We start from the raw sequence: 17,045 nt of genomic DNA, 5'->3' as shown, positions 1-17,045 counted from the left end.
AGCCCCGACGGCTCCATCAACTCACCGTTAGCAGGGTGACGATTTCGCATTGAGTTCCGCCCGGATCCCTCCAGTAGCTTTCCTCCCATGCCGGAATGCTCAGTGGAAGAAGTGCGGGAACGTCTGGATGCCGTGTATCGCGCGGAGTCCGGGCGCATCCTCGCCACGCTGATCCGGCTGCTCGGTGATTTCGATCTGGCCGAGGACGCGATGCACGACGCCTTCGCCGCCGCGCTGGAGCAGTGGCCGCAGGGCGGCGTGCCTGAGCAGCCGCGCGCGTGGCTGGTTTCCACGGGGCGCTTCAAGGCCATCGATACGCTGCGCCGTCGCGCACGGTTCGATGCCTCGCAGGAAAAGATCGCGGAGCAACTCGAGACCGGCAGCCACGATGCCACGGTCGGGTCCGACGAAAGCGTGGAGGACGACCGCTTGCGGCTGATCTTCACCTGTTGCCATCCCGCCTTGGCACCGGAGGGCCGCGTGGCGCTGACCTTGCGCGAAGTCTGCGGCCTGACGACGGAAGAGATCGCTCGCGCTTTCCTAACAACCCCGCCGACCCTCGCCCAAAGGATCGTGCGGGCGAAGGCGAAGATCCGCGACGAAAGACTCCCCTATCAGGTGCCGCCGCCGGAGGAATTGCCGGGCCGCCTGGGTCCGGTGCTGCAGGTGGTCTATCTGGTGTTCAACGAGGGTTACTACGCTTCCTCCGGGGAGTCGCTGATGCGGACGGACCTATCCGGCGAGGCGATCCGGCTGGGGCGCGTGCTGGTGGAGCTGCTGCCGGAGCCGGAGGTGATGGGCCTGCTTGCGTTGATGCTCTTGCAGGAATCGCGGCGCGCGGCCCGGACCTCGTCCACGGGTGAACTGATCCTGTTAGAGCAACAGGATCGCGAGCTGTGGAACCGCGAGCAGATCGCCGAAGGGATCGCGCTGGTGGAGCGGGCATCGCGCTCGCAGCGATTCGGCCCCTACACGTTGCAGGCAGCGATTGCTGCGGTGCATGCCGAAGCCTCCGATGCCGCCGCCACCGATTGGCCGCAGATCGTCGCGCTCTACACGGTGCTGGCAGGCAGCGAGGTCTCGCCCGTGGTGGAGTTGAATCGCGCCGTGGCGGTGGCAATGCGCGATGGACCGGAGGCGGGCTTAACGCTGATCGATGCCATTCTCGCCCGCGGCGAATTGGCGGACTATCATCTCGCGCATTCGGCCCGCGCGGATTTGCATCGCCGGCTGGGAAACTTGGTGGAGGCACGTGCCGCCTATCAAAAGGCCTTGGCGCTCAGCCAACAGGAACCGGAGCGGCGCTTCCTTGAAAAACGGCTCCAGGAGCTGGGCGAAAAAAAATGAAGATCGCTGTCGAATTCCGCCGCCGCCAATCGACCAGTGGATGAGAGGGCACGATTCACGCCCTCAAAATCACCAACCAACCTACCGAAAATGAGATTCTTGATGATGATGATTCCCCACGTCTATCAGCCATCGACCCCGGATTCAGAGCGGGCCGGCGATGACTTTGCGCCGCCGCTGGAGGATATGTCCCCGATGATCAAGTTCAACGAGGAGCTGGGCAAAGCCGGAGCGCTGATCGCGCTCGACGGCCTGCATCCCTTGTCGAAGGGAGCACGCGTCGCCTTCAGCAAAGGCCAGCCCGTCGTCACCGATGGCCCCTTCATCGAGGCCAAGGAAGTGCTCGGTGGCTATTGGATCCTCCAGTTGAATTCGAAAGAGGAAGCCGTGGAGTGGGCCCGGCGCTGCCCCGCCAAGGAGGGCGACGTGATCGAGATCCGCGAGATCTTCGATTTCGCTGAGTTCGGCGAAGACGTGCAGGAGGCCATCCAGTCAGCCCGCACGCGAGTCGCGGAGAAGCAGCAAGGCGAGTGAGACCGTCCTAACCGAAAGGAACAACGACCATGAAATACATCTGCCTCGGCTACATCGAGCCGAACAAATTCGAGAACTTCTCTGAAACCGAGCGCAACGCGATGGTGGACGAGTGCTTCACCTATGACGACGAGTTGCGGGAGAAGGGCCACTTCGCCGGCGGCGAGGCATTGCAGCCGCCGCAGATGGCCGCGACCTTGCGTTGGAAAGACGGCAAGGTGTCCATCACCGATGGACCCTACGCCGAGACGAAGGAACAGATCGGCGGCATCTTGATCCTCGAAGCCCGCGATTTGAATCACGCCATCCAGATCATGTCGAAGCACCCGGGCGTGAAGGCCGGGCCGTTCGAGATTCGCCCTGCCGCAGATCTCAGCGAAATGATCCGCGAGAGCGAACAGAGACGCGCTGAAACCAAGGCGGAATAGAAGCAAGCTGAAGACACCTACCACCAAGGAACACCACCATGTCCAAGCTACGCGTTAATTGCTTCGGATTGTCTCTCGACGGATTCGGAGCCGGCCCGAGCCAAAGCATCGATCACCCCATGGGAATCGGCGGCATGAATCTTCACGAGTGGTTCATTCCCACACGCGTTTTCCAACGGATGCAAGGCGAAGAGGACGGCACCACCGGCGTGGACAATGACTTCGCCGAACGCGGCATGGACCGCCTCGGCGCGTGGATCCTCGGCCGCAACATGTTCGGGCCCATCCGCGGCGAGTGGCCGGATGACCAATGGAAGGGCTGGTGGGGTGACGATCCGCCGTATCACACGCCGGTCTTCGTGCTCACCCACCATCCGCGCCCACCGATCCAGATGGAGGGCGGCACGACCTTTCATTTCGTCACGGACGGCATCCACGCCGCTCTGGAGCGAGCCAAGGCCGCGGCCGGGGGGCTGGACATACGCATCGGTGGCGGGGCGGCGACGATCCGGCAATACCTTCAGGCTGGACTGGTAGACGAGCTCCACGTCGCCGTGACACCGGTTATTCTCGGCAGCGGTGAAAGCCTCTTCGCCGGAATCGATCTCTTGAAGCTCGGTTACAAATGCACGGAACACGTGACGAGCCCTGGCGCCATGCACTTGGTAATAGCGAGGGGGTGAGGAGGTGCCTGGCAACCGTAGGCGCGTTCGTGAGAACGCGGAAGCCACGAGGACGGCGGGCTACATCCCCGTCCGGCCCAATCCGCACATTTTTTCCAAAAGCCTGTCCTCGCCGGTCCCTCGCGTTCGTCGTTGTCTTGAAATCAGTCAATCAACCTCCATCTTCACGCCATGAGCCTCGAAATGACGACCCCGCCTCAAGTGACCGGCCACCTGCTGCTTTTCCGCAAGACTAACTGGGCGGAAGGCGGCTATTCGGAAGACGAGCTGCGCCAGGTAATGAGCCGGGTCAACGAGTGGTTCGACCGCTTGACCGCCGCCGGCAAGATCCTCGGGGCGCAGCCGCTGATGGAGCAGAGCGTGGTGATCACCGGCGAGGGCGGCAATACCGTGACCGACGGGCCCTTCATCGAGGCCAAGGAAGCGGTCGGCGGCTACGTGCTGCTCGCGGTGGAGAGCTTGGAGGAAGCGGTGGCGATCGCCCGTTCCAATCCGATGCTCGACTACGGCCTGACCACCGAGGTGCGGCCGACCGCGAGCACCTGCCCGCATCTCTACCGCATGCTCGGCCGCGCGGCGGAGGCGAAAGCGGAGGCCCAAGCGGAAGCCATTGGAATTTGATTGGCGTCGCGACCGGGATGCCAAAGCTCGTGAGCGATGGCATCCCGTCCGAACCTGCTGCTGCTCCTGTTCATCCTGCCATGGATCGCGTGGTCCGCGTGGCGGCCCCACGACCGGGTGACGTGGTGGCTGGAGGTGACGCCGGTCTTCATCGGCTTCATCGCGCTGGCCATTGCTGCACGGAAAGGTTGGCGGTTTTCCAGCTTCGTGCTCGTATGGATCGCCCTGCACATGGTGCTGCTCCTCGTAGGGGGCCACTACACCTATGCGCTGACGCCACTCGGTGACTGGATGAAGGAGTGGTGCGGCTTCACGCGGAATCACTACGACCGCATCGGCCACCTGTTCCAAGGGATCGTGCCCGCGCTGGTGACCAGCGAGATCCTGATCCGGAATGATGTGTTCGCACGGCGCGGCTGGCTGCACTTCACGGTGATCTCCTTCTGCCTCGCCTTCAGCGCTTGCTACGAGCTGGTGGAATGGGCCGCCGCCCTCATCTCGGCGGAGGCAGCGGAGTCCTTCCTCGGTACCCAGGGCGACCCTTGGGACACCCAGATGGATATGTTCCTTGCGGGAATCGGTTCGCTGATCTCCTTGTTCCTTTTCAAGCCCCTCCACGACCGATCCATCGCGAAACTCCATGGCCACTGAAACCGAGCGCAAGTTCCTGGTCACCTCCGACGCCTGGCGCGAAGGCCCTCCCGGCATGCGGATTTGCCAAGGCTACCTGAGCCTCGATCCCGGCCGCACGGTGCGCGTGCGGATCGCCGGGGAGAAAGCCTTCCTCACGATCAAGGGCGCCACCTCCGGCGTATCGCGGCAGGAATTCGAATACGCCATCCCGCTGGATGACGCGCGGGCATTGCTCGACCTCTGCGTGCCGTCGCCGGTGGACAAGATTCGCCACGAACGCCAGCACGGGGCGCACCTGTGGGAGGTCGACGAGTTTCTCGGAGCCAACGCAGGCCTCGTGGTCGCGGAGATCGAACTGGAGGATGCAGACGAGGAATTCGATCACCCGGAGTGGCTCGGTGGCGAGGTCTCCGACGACCCTCGGTATTACAATGCCAGCCTCGCCCGGCAGCCATGGTCGGAGTGGGGAGCGTGAAGCGATGAGGGGATCACCCTCCCGCCGCCAGCTCCTGCTTCATGAACTCGACCGCGAAGTCTACGAAGGCCCTTGCGCGGGTCGGTAGCAGGCGGTGGCCGGCATAGACGACGTGCACGGGCAGATCCTTCGGCCGCCACGACAGCAGCACGCGAACAAGGCGTCCCGCCTCGAGGTCTTCGAGGATGGCCAATGCGGCTGGACCGCGATGCCGAGCCCGGTGCGCGCAGCTTCAAGTCGTCGCAAGCCAGCTAGGACCTTGCCGGAAACGACGGAAGGGATTAGCTCATGGCAATCCCTCATGAAGACCTTCTCCGGCTATCAGCTCATCACTCCGGACGACCTCCATTGGCGACCGTCGAACCTGATGAAAATTCCCAACGCCGATTTCCTCGAGCGGACGGGAAGCGAAAACATGGGCGCACGGCTGTGGCGGATGCCCCCGCAGAGCGCGAACACCCTGCACAAGCACATCCGAGCGGAGGAGTTCTACTTCGTGCTCGAAGGCACCGGCCGCATCCGGATCGGTGGGGACACCGTGACCGTGCCGAAACACGGCGGCGTGCTGGTCGGGCCGGACCAATTGCGCCAGGTCTTCAATGATCGCGATGAAGAGGTGCTGTGGTTGATCATCGGCGCGCCGGAGGAGATGGAGTTTCTCAAGGGCTCGCTCTCGGACATGGATCTCTCGCTGATCTATCCACAGGATCCGACCCAGTTGCCTGAGGAATTGGACGGTGTGGTGTGGCCGCCCAAGGAATGACCGCATAGCACGGGCGATTGTCGGGTGCGTCCCGTCTTCATGTCCTTGACGCCACTGCTGCCCGGGAGCATGGAAATGAAATGCTGATCACGTTCGAGGATCGCCCATCCGACTCTCCTTTCATCGAGAGGATCTGGCGGAGCCACAGTGATCGCCCGGGGGTCTTCCACTCCATTGCGACGTGCGACTGGGATTTGGTTTTCTTCCGGATGAATGGCGAAACCACGGTCGTCGTCCATGGACCAGAAACTATGGCCACCATGGCAGACCTGCCTGCGAATGGCGAGTGATTCGGAGTGCGCTTCAAGGTGGGCACATTCATGCCGCAGATCCGCTGCGACGAACTTCGGGACCGCAACGACGTCATCCTGCCGAATGCCACCGGGAAATCGTTCTGGCTGGACGGATCGTCATGGGAAATTCCGACCTTCGAAAACGTTGAGACGTTCGTGGAGCGCCTAGTGCGGCGAGGAGTGGTCCAGGAAGATCGCATTGTGAAGGCTGCCATCCGCGGAGAGCTCCAGGATATCACCACTCGGACCGAACAGCGGCGCGTTCTCCGGATCACCGGGCTGACTTGCGGCGCGATCCACCAGATCGAACGGGCGCGACAGGCGACGTTGAGCTTGAAGCAAGGAGCGCCCATCCTCGATGTGGTTCACGAAGCCGGCTACTACGACCAAGCGCATCTCACCCGCTCGTTGAAGAGGTTCGTGGGACTGAGCCCGGCCCGGATCGCGCGGGAGCAGGAACAACTGTCGCTTTTATACAATAGGGATCGTGCCTAGTCCGCTATAGGGGTGGTGGTGATCATGAATCAGGACTCAATTCCCCAACTCTCGGGCCAAGGTGCCCCGGCATTCAAGGCGATGCCGAGAACCGCCACTGTCATCAAATCCCTTGTCGTGCTGTTCCTAGCCTTCGACGGGATCACCAAGGTGCTGCGGGTAAAGCCGGTAATGGAGGCCTGCCAGAAAATGGGAATCAGTCCGGAGATGGCCAACGGCATCGGCCTGCTGCTGCTCGTTTGCACGGCCTTCTACGTGGTCCCGAGAACCTCCATCCTGGGCGCCGTTCTTTTGACGGGCTATCTCGGCGGGGCGGCGGCGACGCACGTTCTCCAGCGGACCGGTTCATTCCCCGTCGTTTTTGCCGTGGGATTCGGCGTGCTGGCTTGGCTGGGACTGTTGCTTCGGTATCCGAGCATTGCCGGCTGGATGTTAAAGCGGCCGTGAGCACACTCACTCTGACAAACCATCATCCATGTCCTACCAATCCTACCTTCGGAACATCGAGGTCAACACCGGCAAATCCCCTGCCGACTTCCGGGCGCTCGCGGAAGAAAAAGGATTCACCCACAACGGGCAGCTAGCTGCCGGCGTCAAAGCGGGCGATATCGTCCTGTGGTTGAAAGAGGATTTCCAGATGGGACACGGCCATGCGATGGCCATCCATGCTCTCCTGAAGGGCACGAAGAGCGAAGACAGCGCCTGAGCAAATCTCAGTGTCCACCGTGAGCGATGCCATCGGAGAAACCGAAGCCACGCCGCACTGCCGCCATCGAGGCTGTTAGACGGCCGCTTTCCTCGCGCACGATAAGCGGCTCTTCGACGAGCATCGGCTTATCGACTTCATCGCGATGCCGGCAGGCGAACAGCGTGAACAAGGCTGGCAAGGTTTCCCGCGGGATCACATCGCGCAGCTTCACCACGGCAAGCCCGGCGGCCGCGATGCCATCGAGCGCGCGCTGCTTCTGCGGCGAGGGAAAGCACAGGACAAACCAGCCACCGGGCGCGAGATGCTTCACGGCGGCCTTGGCATAGTCCGAGACATCGCCGCGCAACTCAAAGCGGGCATGGGCCTTCTGCGAGTCCTGTGGCACCACGCCGGCACTCGTCGGGAAATACGGCGGACTGCCGGTGATCAATGGAAACTTCTTCTCCAGCACCAGGTCCCGCAGGTCGCCGTGGGAACAGTCCACGCGATGGCGAAGGCCATTGGCATCGAGGTTCGACTGGAGTAGCCGGTAGCTGATCTCCTGCGCTTCGACACAGGTCAGCCGCGCCTCTGGCCCCATGCCCCACAGCGTCAGCAGGCCGACGGTACCGATACCGGTGCCGAGATCAAGATGCTCGCTTACCTTCGGCGAGACCTGCAGCGCATACCACGCGGTGAGCACGTCATCGGCGGAATGCCGGTGGCCCTTTTTCCGCTGGGCGATCAACCAGCCCGCCTCACCGCCGGCATCGTCCCGCCACGGTTCGCGGTCGAGGCCATTCGGCCCGGTGAGCGCATCGAGCGTGATGCGCTCGCCGAGTTCCTGCTCCAAGCGCTGCCGTTCTTCCAGCCAGTAATCCATGATTGCGTGAAGGAAAAACTAATCCACCACCTTCTTCACATACATCGCCTTCAGCGCGATCGACATGCCGTCCATGCGGCAGGCGATCTCATGGTCGCCATCGACCAGCCGGATCGGCTTCGACTTGGTGCCGGTCTTCAGCACCTGCGAGGTGCCACCGAGCTTGAGGTCCTTGATCATGGCGACCACATCTCCATCGGCGAGGACATTGCCATACGCATCCTTGACCACACGGGTCGCAGCCGTTTCTTCCGCCGGGGCATCGTCCCACTCGTGGCCACAGGTCAGGCATTCGTGATGGAGATCCGTGGTGAGGATCTCGGTCATCTCGCAGAGCGGGCAGGTCGTCGTGTCGGCCATGGCGGCCGAACAAGACCTGTCCACGGGGGCGGCACAAGCGCGGATTGACGCCCCCTTGGCGGCAGGAGCATTCTGAGGATGATGAAAACGCTCCGCCTCCTGCTCGCCGCCATCGTTTCGCTGTTCACGATGCTTCCCTCCTCCGCCGCGGAGGCCGCCGCCGATGGCCCCGGCCAAGTGGCGGAAAAGTTCTACGCCGGCTACGTCGCCGAGGTCGAAGCGAACAAAGACACCAAGGTGTGGGTGGCGAAGTCGAAGCTGGTCACGCCGAAGTTCAAGAAAGCCTACGACAAGGCCATGAACGCCGAGGAGGTCGACGCCGATCCGGTGCTCAATGCCCAGGACGTGCCGACCAAGCCCTTCAAGGCGGAGAAACCCGAGATCAGGGACGCAGCCGCCTCAGTCGTGCTCACCACCACTTTCGGAAGCGAAAAGCACAAGGTGACGGCCAAGCTCGTGAAAGTCGACGGAGTCTGGTTGCTCGACGCCGTGGAGTGACTGCCTTCTTCGCGGCTCCTTACATCTGATCAGGAATCTCCGGCTCGACCAGCAGGGCCAGCAGCGCGAGCGACTCCTGCCAACCCATGTAACAGGCCTCGGCTGGGATCATGGCGGGAATGCCTTCCTGGACGATGTTGATCTCCGTGCCGCAGAAGACCTCGCGCAGATCGACGGTGGTGATCATGGTGCCGGGCAGCTTCGGATCCTCGAACTGGTCATCATAGCGGATTCGCTCGTTCGGCTTGAGTTCGAGATACTTCCCGCCGAAGGCGTGGCTACTTCCCGTGCCGAAATTGGTGAAGGACATCCGGTAGACGCCGCCCACAGTGGCATCCATGGAATGGACCTTGCCGGTGAAGCCGTGCGGCGGCAGCCACTTCGCCATCGCATCCGGATCGATGAAGGCGCGATAAACCCGCTCGGGCTTGGCACGGAGCACACGATGGAAACGAACGGTATTGGTGGTGGTGGTGTCGGTGGACATGGTTGGTTCGTGGGTTGGTAGGTATTCATCTCTACGACGAACGGGCGCGGAGCATCAGGACAATTCTCGTGCCGATGATGCCAATCTCTACCTCGGGAAATCCCGATCACGGAGATAAGGTAATACTTGGCTCGGCTCGCCGAATTCCGCAAGGATCGGCGGCATGAACGGGTGGTATTACGGCGAGGCGGGAGAACAGCGCGGACCGATTTCCAAGGAAGACCTGCAGACCAAGTTTGCCGCCGGCACCCTGGACCCCGGTGCCTTGGTGTGGTGCGAGGGCATGACCGATTGGAAGCCGGCGAACTCGGTGGCTGAGCTCAACATTCCCGCTCCCGTCCCCCAGACGACGGTCGGGCGCGACGACTCCGCTTTCTCGCCCTACGCACCGCCGACCGCCGCGCCGCTGAGCGGCGTGGACTGGAGCGCGCATGCCTCAGGCTCGTATGTTCCCGAGGGACCCCAAATCCGGCCGTGGGTGCGTTATTGGGCGCGGATCTTCGACTTCCTGACCTTCTGCGTGATTTTCATCATCGGGGCTGCAATCGTGGCACCGGAACTCATCGAGATGAATGACACTCTCTCCACGGTCATTCTGATCTTCGCCTATGCCTTCTACGAGCCCTTGCTGTTGACAATCTTTGGAGCAACTCCATTCAAGGCCCTCCTGAAAGTGCGGGTGAGAAACAAGGACGGGTCCAAGCTGAGCTACGTCCAAGGATTCCGCCGCACGCTCTCGGTGTGGATTGCCGGTCAAGGGCTCGGAATTCCGATCATCGCTCTCGTCACGAACATCTACTCCTACAGTCGCCTGACCGGCCAGGGGATCACTTCGTGGGATCAATCCGGGAACTTCACCGTCAGCCATCAACCGGTTGAATGGTGGCGGTGGCTCTTGCTCCTCGGATTCGTCGCGGGCTTCATCGGCCTGATCATCCTCGGCAGCGAGGCATGACGAGATATCCAGCCATCACGCATTCCCCATCTGCCAGAGTCCCGGGGTGATCAGTTCAACGGCGTGGTCGTCTGGATCGCGGAAGTAGAGGCTGACGGCACCGGCGGGCCAGTTGACGCGGCTCTCGATTGGAATCCCCTGCTCTTCCAATCGGCTTTCCCACAGGCCAACGTCGTCTCTTCCGATCCCGAAAGCCACATGCAAAGGTCCCGCACCATCATGCGCGGGAATCACTCCGCCCTCGACATGCGACGGTTGCAGCGAGTTCCCACGCACGAACAACAGCAGCACCTGATCTTCCGCGATACCGAGCGCGCAAAAGTGTTCGTCACGACGCAGCGCCGGCGAACCAAAGAGGACGGTGTAGAAGCCAACGGCGCGATCGAGGTCGTCCACGTAAAGCACGGTCTCGGCGATATGGGTAGGACGGAGCATGGAGGTTATTTAGAGAGGATCGCAGGCATCCACATTCCTTGGCCAGCCGTTTCATCGGCCGCTTGCGAGAGACGGCGTCGGCTGCTTGTCTGGTCCCATGCCCCTGCCCTACCCGACCGTCATTCCCGGCCTGCGCAGCCCTTCCGAAACGACCCTCGGCCTCGTCTACTTCGGCCGCATGCTCGACAAGATCCGGCTCGCTGCGGCAGGCAAGCTGCCGGAAGGCTGGGAGGTCGCACGCGGCTTGGCCTACAAGAACAGCTTCGACGACCGCTGCTGCCGGTTTCTCGGTATCGACTACGCGGCTCTGGAAGCCGAGACGCTGAAGGACGGGAAGACGGATGAAGAGCTGCTAGAGTGGGCTTTCATTCAAGGTCGCCGACCAACCGACGAAGAAGTGGAAGTCTGGAACGGCTTCATGCTGAAGCGCGGCTGGCGCGATTCCGGGGCGCAGCGGGTGCACGAACGGCTCGCCGAAATCGGCCTGCCACCCGGCACCGTGGAGACGATGTTCGAGTTTATCGATCTGGACGAAGGACGCATCGTCGCGCCGCAGTGAGCTACTCCTTCAAGAACTTGTCCGAGAGCTTCTCTTCCACCGGCGGCTCATCGGGGCGATCGGTATCCAGGGTAAGGAAGTAAGTGCCGGTATTGCAGTAGGCGCGAAAGCGGACCTTCGTGTTGGAGAGCCACTCGATCTTGAGAAAAGAGGGTCGGAACAACTGATGCACCTCGGGATCGGACTCACGGAACTTTTTCTCCAGCTCGCGAAAGGGCTCGATCAAGCGGGTTTGCCATTCCCATTCGTCGGGTGACTTGTGAACGGCCAGCCAAGTCCGAGGGCCACCGTTGTCCGGCGCATCGGCAATGACGCAGCGGGAAGACGAGGGATTCCAAGCCGCCTGCGTGTCGCGAGGCGAGCTCACCACTGAGAAGAGCGTGTCTTGATCGATGGCGTAGCGCAGGAAGATCGAGCGAATCTCGCCCAGCGGTGGCCCGAGGTCGTGATCCACCCAGGCGACGAACATCTTGCCATCCGGTGAACTCCGGATTTCCCGGGTGGGTGGCGCAGCCACCTTGAAGGCACCCATTTCCAGCGCGATGACCGGGCGACCGCCTGCCTCCGCGGTGCGAGAGAGCGTCCCGTAGCAAGTCACCGACGACTTGGTCTCCGCCGCCGCGGCGATCAGCCTGTCATCTCCTGCAAGCCGGACTTCGCTGACGTCGCGCTCAAGGATCTCGGTCTCTCTGCCTTTCTTGGGGTTCACGGTGACCGGCCGGGGCAGGCGCAGTATCCACGACGGTTTCGCCTGTCCGGCAGGACTGGACTCTCCTTCAGGTGCCTGCTTGACGATGATGCCAGTGAGCTGCGTGTGAGTCGGAACGTAGAAGAGCTGCGTTTCTTCAGCCCTCAACGCGAAGCACAGCAGCGGGGTAAGAAGCAGCAGTTTCAGGGCAGTCACAAACGAACGATACGGACCGCCAAGAGAAGGAATTACGTCACCTCGGCTGCAATCGCGGGATCACTCCGCTGCCGGCTTGTCCTTGGCCTTGGCGGCAACCGGCGTGATCGTAAGGGTCAGAGACTCGGTCTTTGTCTTGTAGACGACCATGGTGCCCGTGCCATCGAAGGGCGCGGTGACCTCGAAGAGTTCGACGGGGGCCATCCAGCTTGTTCCCTCCCTTACTCCCTGCCTGAGGAGCGACGTGTCGCTCACACTCAGGTACATCAACTCGGGATTTTGAACGCGGAACTCCACCGTCCAGTATCTGGGCAGCTCGGCCGTGCCAGCATTGAAGGAGAGGGTGCCGCCCAGTTCCAAGCGATCCTTGACGGCCGTGATCGTCGTGACTTCCTCGAGTTTTTCTCCGCTCGGCAGCTTGGTGCGCGTAAGCGTGACCTGCATGGGCATTGTCGCCTGCTTCTCCTCGGCGGAAACGGCGGGCAGAAACGCAAGAGCGGAGGCAAGCATCAGGACGCGGTGGGTATGCATGGTTCCTCGTGAGACTTGATGAAGTTCCGCCCTATTCAAGGCGGTTCCCGTTGAAGGCAGTCAATTTGCGTTTTCGAGGATCGCCTTGCCGCCGGCCCTCCGGAATTGCGCTCCCCGGTCGCTTCCCCAAGCATGCCAAAAGATGAACACATGGATCGGGACCTCGGGCTTCCAGTACAAGGAGTGGAAGGGCTCCTTCTATCCGGAGAAGCTGTCGCTTCCGAAGATGCTGGCGTTCTATGCCGGGGAGTTCAACAGCACCGAGATCAACTACACCTTCCGTAGCTTGCCGAGCGACAAGACGATCGCCCGCTGGAAGGCCGAGACGCCGGCCCACTTCCGCTTTAGCCTGAAGGCGCCGCAGCGGGTAACGCACTTCGCGAAGCTGCGAAAGTGTGGCGACACGATCAGCAAATTCCGGAAGTCTGTGAAGGGACTCGGCAAGAAGTTGGGGCCAGTCCTGTTCCAGCTTCCGGAGACTTTCAAGGCAGACGCTGCTCTCTTGGGCGACTTCCTCGAATCATTGCCCGGCGGCCTGCGCGTGGCTTTCGAGTTCCGCCATGAGTCGTGGTTCACCGATGAGGTCTTTGACCGGCTCGCGAAGTCAAATGCCGCCCTGTGCTTGGCCGAGTCGGAAGATCTCATCACGCCGCGAGTCGCCACCGCGGACTTCGGATATCTGCGGTTGCGGCGCGACGCCTACACGGCGCGCAAGATCCGCGATTGGGCGGATTTCATCCAAGACCAGTCGGAGAAATGGCCGGAGGTCTTCGGCTACCTCAAGCACGAGGACACCGCAGCCGGCACGGGGTTTGCCAAGGCGCTGGTAAAGAAGCTGGCCCCCTAGCCTCAGTGAGCCTGCTGCGGGTGGATCTCTTCCGCGACGATGCGTCCCCCGCTCATCTTCACCACCCGATGGGCCATGGCGGCGAGCGTGGGATCGTGCGTGACCAGAACTAGCGCGGTGCCAGCCTCGCGGTTCAGCTTGAAGAGCATCTCCACGATCGGCCCGGCCGTATCCGCGTCAAGATTTCCGGTCGGCTCGTCGGCGAAGAGGATGCGCGGCCGGTGAATAAAGGCACGGGCCAAGGCGACCCGCTGCTGCTCGCCACCGGAAAGCTGGAGCGGATAGTGATCGAGCCGGTCGCCGAGGCCGACCTGGCGGAGCAGCTCCTCAGCATCCTTCTCGCGACCGGTTTCACCGCGGAGTTCGAGTGGAACCAGCACGTTCTCGATCGCGGTCAGGGTCGGGATCAGTTGGAAACTCTGGAATACGAAGCCTACCAGCCGGTTGCGCAGCGCGGCGCGAGCGTCTTGATCCAGATCCTCGAAAGCCTGACCGGCCAGCTTGACCGAGCCGCTAGTCGCGTTGTCTAGCCCGGCGCAGAGGCCGAGCAGCGTGGTCTTGCCGCTGCCGGATGGCCCGATGATGGCGAGCGAGTCGCCTTCCTCCAAGGTCAGCGAGACCTCGCGCAATACGGTCAGCTCATGGCTGGCGGTGCGGTGGACCTTGGTCAGTTCATGGATCTCAAGAAGGGGTCGTTTGACAGCATCTGCGGCGGATCCTAGGCTAGCGGGCGATGACATTGCGGGGATTTCTGGGACTGATGCTGGCATTGGCGGGCGGCGCACTATGGGCACAGGATGCGCCGGATGCAAATGGCGGGAAGAAGCGGATCGTCGTGCTCGGCGACAGCATCACCGCCGGCTACGGGCTCGACCCGCAGGAAGCCTACCCAGCGCTGCTGCAAAAGAAGATCGATTCCGCCGGCCTGCCCTATACCGTGGTGAATGCTGGCGTCAGCGGCGACACCACCGCAGGAGGCCTGCGACGGGTCTCGTGGGCCTTGGGAAAAGGCGCCGACGTGCTGGTCGTCGCGCTCGGCGGCAATGACGGCCTGCGCGGGATTTCCCCGGAGCAGACGGAGAAGAACCTTTCCGGGATCATCGACAAGGCGCGGGAAAAGAACCCGGCGATCAAGGTCGTCGTGGCCGGCATGCAGATGCCGGACAACATGGGCGCGGAGTTCACGGAAAAGTTCAAGGGACTCTTTGCCAAGGTCGCCACCGAGAAGAAGGCGGCGCTGGTGCCATTCCTCCTGGAAGGCGTCGGCGGCAGCGAGGAGCTGAATCAGCAGGACCGCATCCACCCCACCGAAAAAGGGCAGGAGAAGGTGGCGGAGAGTGTTTGGAAGGTCTTGAAGGGCGAGCTCTGATCGTACCGGGGCGTCACTTCAGCAGCAATTCCGGCAGCCATCGTTCCAGGAACGCACCTGCCGCCATGGATAGCCCTAGCAGGAGCGGGGTGACGGCAGCCAAGAGGGGACGACGCCACGTATGGAAGGACGCCCACGGCCCGGTCGTGATCCACGTGGCCGCCGCGACGAGAAGGTAAGCAACAAGCCACGATTCCCAACCGCGGGCTTCACCGACCATGGCCAGCCTCGCTGCGAAAGCAGACACGAATGGCGAGATCCACACGTAAACCGGCCAATCCTCGCCCGGATCGTCCAACACCCGCAGCGCCAGCAGGAACAGCGCGACGAACAGCAGCAGCGCTACCCAACCCGAGATGCCAATCCGGGCGGCGCTCAGGGAGCTGATGGCAAGCCATACCATTTCCCCGGGCACAGTCCCTTCCACCCTCCGGCTTACCAACAAAAAACGCCCGGAGTTGCCTCCGGGCGTCTTTTGAAATCGGACGATTCCTTGCGGAAATCAGCGCGAGTAAAGTTCGACGATGAGCTGCTCGTTGACGAGCGGGTCGATGTCGGAACGCTCTGGCACGCGGGAAACGGTGCCTTCAAGGCCTTCCTTGTCGATCGTCAGCCAATCCACCAGCGGAGCTGACTGGGTCAGGTCGAGGGCGCGAAGGGCGAGCTGCTGCGAGGACGGCTTACCGCCGATCTTGATCTTGTCGCCGGGCTTCACCTGATAGCTCGAGATGTCGACGCGCTTGCCATTGACGAGCACGTGACCGTGATTGACGAGCTGGCGGGCGGCCTGACGGCTGTTGCCGAAGCCAAGACGGTAGCAGACGTTGTCGAGGCGGGTTTCGAGAAGCTGGAGCAGGATCTCGCCGGTGACGCCACGGCGGCGGGCAGCTTCTTCGTAGTAGCCGCGGAATTGCTTCTCAAGCACACCGTATTGAAAACGGAGCTTCTGCTTTTCGCCGAGGGCGACGGAGTAGTCGCTCTTCTTCTTGCGGCCGGCGCGCAGGCCGTGCTGGCCTGGCGGGAAATTGCGGCGCTCGAGCGCTTTCGAGGAACCGAAGAGAGCCACGCCAAAGCGGCGGCTGATCTTGGTGCGGGGTCCGGTATAACGAGCCATGATCTGATAAAAGTGCGATTAAACGCGGCGCGCCTTCTTCGGACGGCAACCGTTGTGCGGGATCGGGGTGACGTCCTTGATCGAGAGCAGCTCGATGCCGAGGGCTTGGACGGCGCGGACAGCGGACTCGCGGCCGGAGCCCGGTCCCTTGACACGGACTTCAGCTTCCTTCAGGCCGTGGCCCATCGCTTGGCGGCAGGCGTCTTGGGAGACGACCTGGGCGGCGTAGGCGGTGGACTTGCGGGAGCCCTTGAAGCCCATCTTGCCGGCGCTCGACCAGCCGAGCGTGTTACCGTTGGAGTCGGTGACGCTGACGATGGTGTTGTTGAAGGTGGCGGTCACGTGGACGATGCCGCGCGAGATGTTCTTGGACCCCTTTGCCTTGTGGATCTTGATCTGGGTCTCTTCGGCACCAGCGATCTCAGCAAAGATGTCGCGCTTCTTGTCGTCCTTCTTGGGAGCGACTTCTTCCGCGGCAGGAGCAGCCACAGGCGCTGCGGCGGGTGCCGGAGCGGCGGCGGCAGCCGGGGCAGCAGCCTCGGCCGGGGCGGCTTCAGCAGCCGCGGGGATGGTTTCTTCGTCAGCCATTTGTGAAAAACGTTCTGAAATTCAGGGCAATTACTTCTTCACGCCGACGGTGCGGCGCTTGCCCTTGCGGGTGCGGGCATTGGTGCGGGTGCGCTGGCCGCGGACGGGAAGGCCGCGCTTATGGCGCAGGCCGCGGTAGCAGTTGATGGAGGTGAGACGCTTGAGCTGTGCCTGCTTTTCGCGGCGGAGGTCACCTTCGATGATGATGCCCTGGCTCTGGATCACGGTGGCGATCTTCACGAGCTGGTCTTCAGTGAGCTGACCGGTGCGGATGTCCGGGTCGATGCCCGCTTGCTCGAGGATGCGTGAAGCGGTGGTCGCGCCAACGCCATACATATAGCGGAGCGACGCTTCGATGCGCTTCTCGTTGGGGATTTCGATGCCGAAAATACGTGCCATGTGATGCTGTGGTGAGCGGAGATCCGATTTAGAGAGGAAAGACGTGAATAGACGTGAATACGCGTCCGGCCCTCCGAAGCGGGCGGGCTGTTTAGCAGACGCGACCCCTCTGGCAAGTGGGAAATCGAAATTTTCCGGTGAAGAATTTCACGAGCC

General features: G+C 62.3%; 28 protein-coding genes. 16 read left to right on the top strand and 12 right to left on the bottom strand.

All coding sequences use genetic code 11. From position 1 onward, the window contains the following. The first annotated feature begins 87 nt into the window (after window positions 1–87). From OKA05_RS15825 to OKA05_RS15795, 7 genes are all read left to right on the top strand, one after another. Entirely contained in the window at window positions 88–1,347 is a 1,260-nt protein-coding gene (locus OKA05_RS15825; protein ID WP_264488141.1) for an RNA polymerase sigma factor, read from the top strand. A gap of 90 nt (window positions 1,348–1,437) precedes the next feature. After that, entirely contained in the window at window positions 1,438–1,881 is a 444-nt protein-coding gene (locus OKA05_RS15820) for a YciI family protein (protein ID WP_264488140.1), read from the top strand. 29 nt (window positions 1,882–1,910) lie between these two features. Then, on the top strand, window positions 1,911–2,309 hold the full coding sequence (locus tag OKA05_RS15815) for a YciI family protein (RefSeq protein ID WP_264488139.1): 399 nt from the start codon (window positions 1,911–1,913) through the stop codon (window positions 2,307–2,309). Window positions 2,310–2,347: 38 nt separating this feature from the next. Continuing rightward, on the top strand, window positions 2,348–2,992 hold the full coding sequence (locus tag OKA05_RS15810; RefSeq protein ID WP_264488138.1) for a dihydrofolate reductase family protein: 645 nt from the start codon (window positions 2,348–2,350) through the stop codon (window positions 2,990–2,992). A gap of 171 nt (window positions 2,993–3,163) precedes the next feature. Then, on the top strand, window positions 3,164–3,613 hold the full coding sequence (locus OKA05_RS15805) for a YciI family protein (RefSeq protein ID WP_264488137.1): 450 nt from the start codon (window positions 3,164–3,166) through the stop codon (window positions 3,611–3,613). A 36-nt stretch (window positions 3,614–3,649) separates the two neighbouring features. After that, window positions 3,650–4,264, top strand: coding sequence for a DUF2238 domain-containing protein (locus OKA05_RS15800; protein ID WP_264488136.1), 615 nt, complete (start codon window positions 3,650–3,652; stop codon window positions 4,262–4,264). Then, window positions 4,254–4,721, top strand: coding sequence for a CYTH domain-containing protein (locus OKA05_RS15795; protein ID WP_264488135.1), 468 nt, complete (start codon window positions 4,254–4,256; stop codon window positions 4,719–4,721). Before OKA05_RS15800 ends, OKA05_RS15795 begins: the two co-directional genes overlap by 11 nt. A gap of 13 nt (window positions 4,722–4,734) precedes the next feature. Here OKA05_RS15795 and OKA05_RS15790 read toward each other — a convergent pair whose 3' ends face one another. Continuing rightward, window positions 4,735–4,914: a type 2 periplasmic-binding domain-containing protein gene (locus OKA05_RS15790; protein WP_264488134.1), complete on the bottom strand. Its 180-nt coding sequence runs from the start codon at window positions 4,912–4,914 to the stop codon at window positions 4,735–4,737. 108 nt (window positions 4,915–5,022) lie between these two features. Between OKA05_RS15790 and OKA05_RS15785 the strand changes: the two genes are divergently transcribed. From OKA05_RS15785 to OKA05_RS15770, 4 genes are all read left to right on the top strand, one after another. After that, window positions 5,023–5,484, top strand: coding sequence for a cupin domain-containing protein (locus OKA05_RS15785; protein WP_264488133.1), 462 nt, complete (start codon window positions 5,023–5,025; stop codon window positions 5,482–5,484). Window positions 5,485–5,804: 320 nt separating this feature from the next. After that, on the top strand, window positions 5,805–6,272 hold the full coding sequence (locus OKA05_RS15780) for a helix-turn-helix domain-containing protein (RefSeq protein WP_264488132.1): 468 nt from the start codon (window positions 5,805–5,807) through the stop codon (window positions 6,270–6,272). A gap of 12 nt (window positions 6,273–6,284) precedes the next feature. Further along, the gene (locus OKA05_RS15775; RefSeq protein ID WP_264488131.1) at window positions 6,285–6,719 is read left to right on the top strand and encodes a DoxX family protein; all 435 of its coding nucleotides are present in this window, start codon (window positions 6,285–6,287) and stop codon (window positions 6,717–6,719) included. 28 nt (window positions 6,720–6,747) lie between these two features. Beyond that, window positions 6,748–6,978 carry a DUF4287 domain-containing protein gene (locus OKA05_RS15770; RefSeq protein ID WP_264488130.1) on the top strand — a complete coding sequence of 77 codons (231 nt, stop codon included), beginning with the start codon at window positions 6,748–6,750 and terminating at the stop codon, window positions 6,976–6,978. 7 nt (window positions 6,979–6,985) lie between these two features. Here the strand turns inward: OKA05_RS15770 and OKA05_RS15765 are convergent, their stop codons facing one another. Continuing rightward, window positions 6,986–7,843, bottom strand: coding sequence for a tRNA1(Val) (adenine(37)-N6)-methyltransferase (locus OKA05_RS15765; protein ID WP_264488129.1), 858 nt, complete (start codon window positions 7,841–7,843; stop codon window positions 6,986–6,988). A gap of 18 nt (window positions 7,844–7,861) precedes the next feature. After that, a complete protein-coding gene (locus OKA05_RS15760; protein WP_264488128.1) occupies window positions 7,862–8,203 on the bottom strand; it encodes a zinc ribbon domain-containing protein YjdM in 342 nt (113 codons plus the stop codon). A gap of 81 nt (window positions 8,204–8,284) precedes the next feature. On the opposite strand from OKA05_RS15760, the gene OKA05_RS15755 reads away from it, so the two are divergent. After that, the gene (locus OKA05_RS15755; protein WP_264488127.1) at window positions 8,285–8,701 is read left to right on the top strand and encodes a hypothetical protein; all 417 of its coding nucleotides are present in this window, start codon (window positions 8,285–8,287) and stop codon (window positions 8,699–8,701) included. A gap of 19 nt (window positions 8,702–8,720) precedes the next feature. On the opposite strand, the gene OKA05_RS15750 is transcribed toward OKA05_RS15755, so the two are convergent. After that, window positions 8,721–9,188 carry an SRPBCC family protein gene (locus OKA05_RS15750; protein ID WP_264488126.1) on the bottom strand — a complete coding sequence of 156 codons (468 nt, stop codon included), beginning with the start codon at window positions 9,186–9,188 and terminating at the stop codon, window positions 8,721–8,723. A gap of 163 nt (window positions 9,189–9,351) precedes the next feature. Here OKA05_RS15750 and OKA05_RS15745 point away from each other — a divergent pair, with 163 nt between their 5' ends. Further along, the gene (locus OKA05_RS15745) at window positions 9,352–10,143 is read left to right on the top strand and encodes an RDD family protein (protein ID WP_264488125.1); all 792 of its coding nucleotides are present in this window, start codon (window positions 9,352–9,354) and stop codon (window positions 10,141–10,143) included. A gap of 15 nt (window positions 10,144–10,158) precedes the next feature. On the opposite strand, the gene OKA05_RS15740 is transcribed toward OKA05_RS15745, so the two are convergent. Then, window positions 10,159–10,578 carry a VOC family protein gene (locus tag OKA05_RS15740; protein WP_264488124.1) on the bottom strand — a complete coding sequence of 140 codons (420 nt, stop codon included), beginning with the start codon at window positions 10,576–10,578 and terminating at the stop codon, window positions 10,159–10,161. A 97-nt stretch (window positions 10,579–10,675) separates the two neighbouring features. Here OKA05_RS15740 and OKA05_RS15735 point away from each other — a divergent pair, with 97 nt between their 5' ends. Then, window positions 10,676–11,137: a DUF5069 domain-containing protein gene (locus OKA05_RS15735; protein ID WP_264488123.1), complete on the top strand. Its 462-nt coding sequence runs from the start codon at window positions 10,676–10,678 to the stop codon at window positions 11,135–11,137. A 1-nt stretch (window position 11,138) separates the two neighbouring features. Here OKA05_RS15735 and OKA05_RS15730 read toward each other — a convergent pair whose 3' ends face one another. Beyond that, window positions 11,139–12,041, bottom strand: a complete 903-nt coding sequence (locus tag OKA05_RS15730) for a hypothetical protein (RefSeq protein ID WP_264488122.1) — start codon at window positions 12,039–12,041, stop codon at window positions 11,139–11,141. A 60-nt stretch (window positions 12,042–12,101) separates the two neighbouring features. Then, complete coding sequence (locus tag OKA05_RS15725) at window positions 12,102–12,572, bottom strand: hypothetical protein (protein ID WP_264488121.1); 471 nt, start codon at window positions 12,570–12,572, stop codon at window positions 12,102–12,104. Window positions 12,573–12,714: 142 nt separating this feature from the next. On the opposite strand from OKA05_RS15725, the gene OKA05_RS15720 reads away from it, so the two are divergent. After that, window positions 12,715–13,419: a DUF72 domain-containing protein gene (locus OKA05_RS15720; protein WP_264488120.1), complete on the top strand. Its 705-nt coding sequence runs from the start codon at window positions 12,715–12,717 to the stop codon at window positions 13,417–13,419. Between the two features lie 2 nt (window positions 13,420–13,421). Here the strand turns inward: OKA05_RS15720 and OKA05_RS15715 are convergent, their stop codons facing one another. Then, window positions 13,422–14,159: an ABC transporter ATP-binding protein gene (locus OKA05_RS15715; protein WP_264488119.1), complete on the bottom strand. Its 738-nt coding sequence runs from the start codon at window positions 14,157–14,159 to the stop codon at window positions 13,422–13,424. Between OKA05_RS15715 and OKA05_RS15710 the strand changes: the two genes are divergently transcribed. Then, a complete protein-coding gene (locus OKA05_RS15710) occupies window positions 14,153–14,788 on the top strand; it encodes an arylesterase (protein ID WP_264488118.1) in 636 nt (211 codons plus the stop codon). The genes OKA05_RS15715 and OKA05_RS15710 overlap by 7 nt on opposite strands. A 13-nt stretch (window positions 14,789–14,801) precedes the next feature. On the opposite strand, the gene OKA05_RS15705 is transcribed toward OKA05_RS15710, so the two are convergent. From OKA05_RS15705 to rpsM, 4 genes are all read right to left on the bottom strand, one after another. Further along, on the bottom strand, window positions 14,802–15,191 hold the full coding sequence (locus OKA05_RS15705) for a hypothetical protein (protein WP_264488117.1): 390 nt from the start codon (window positions 15,189–15,191) through the stop codon (window positions 14,802–14,804). 99 nt (window positions 15,192–15,290) lie between these two features. Next, window positions 15,291–15,902, bottom strand: coding sequence for a 30S ribosomal protein S4 (gene rpsD, locus OKA05_RS15700; protein ID WP_264488116.1), 612 nt, complete (start codon window positions 15,900–15,902; stop codon window positions 15,291–15,293). A gap of 18 nt (window positions 15,903–15,920) precedes the next feature. Next, the gene (rpsK, locus tag OKA05_RS15695; protein WP_343226970.1) at window positions 15,921–16,490 is read right to left on the bottom strand and encodes a 30S ribosomal protein S11; all 570 of its coding nucleotides are present in this window, start codon (window positions 16,488–16,490) and stop codon (window positions 15,921–15,923) included. Between the two features lie 30 nt (window positions 16,491–16,520). Beyond that, window positions 16,521–16,889: a 30S ribosomal protein S13 gene (gene rpsM / locus OKA05_RS15690; RefSeq protein ID WP_264488115.1), complete on the bottom strand. Its 369-nt coding sequence runs from the start codon at window positions 16,887–16,889 to the stop codon at window positions 16,521–16,523. Window positions 16,890–17,045: the final 156 nt, after the last annotated feature.

It is taken from the genome of Luteolibacter arcticus (assembly GCF_025950235.1).
Lineage (GTDB): Bacteria > Verrucomicrobiota > Verrucomicrobiia > Verrucomicrobiales > Akkermansiaceae > Haloferula > Haloferula arctica.
Note: the sequence above shows the minus strand (reverse complement) of the source record. Positions and strands in the feature narration are given on the sequence as shown.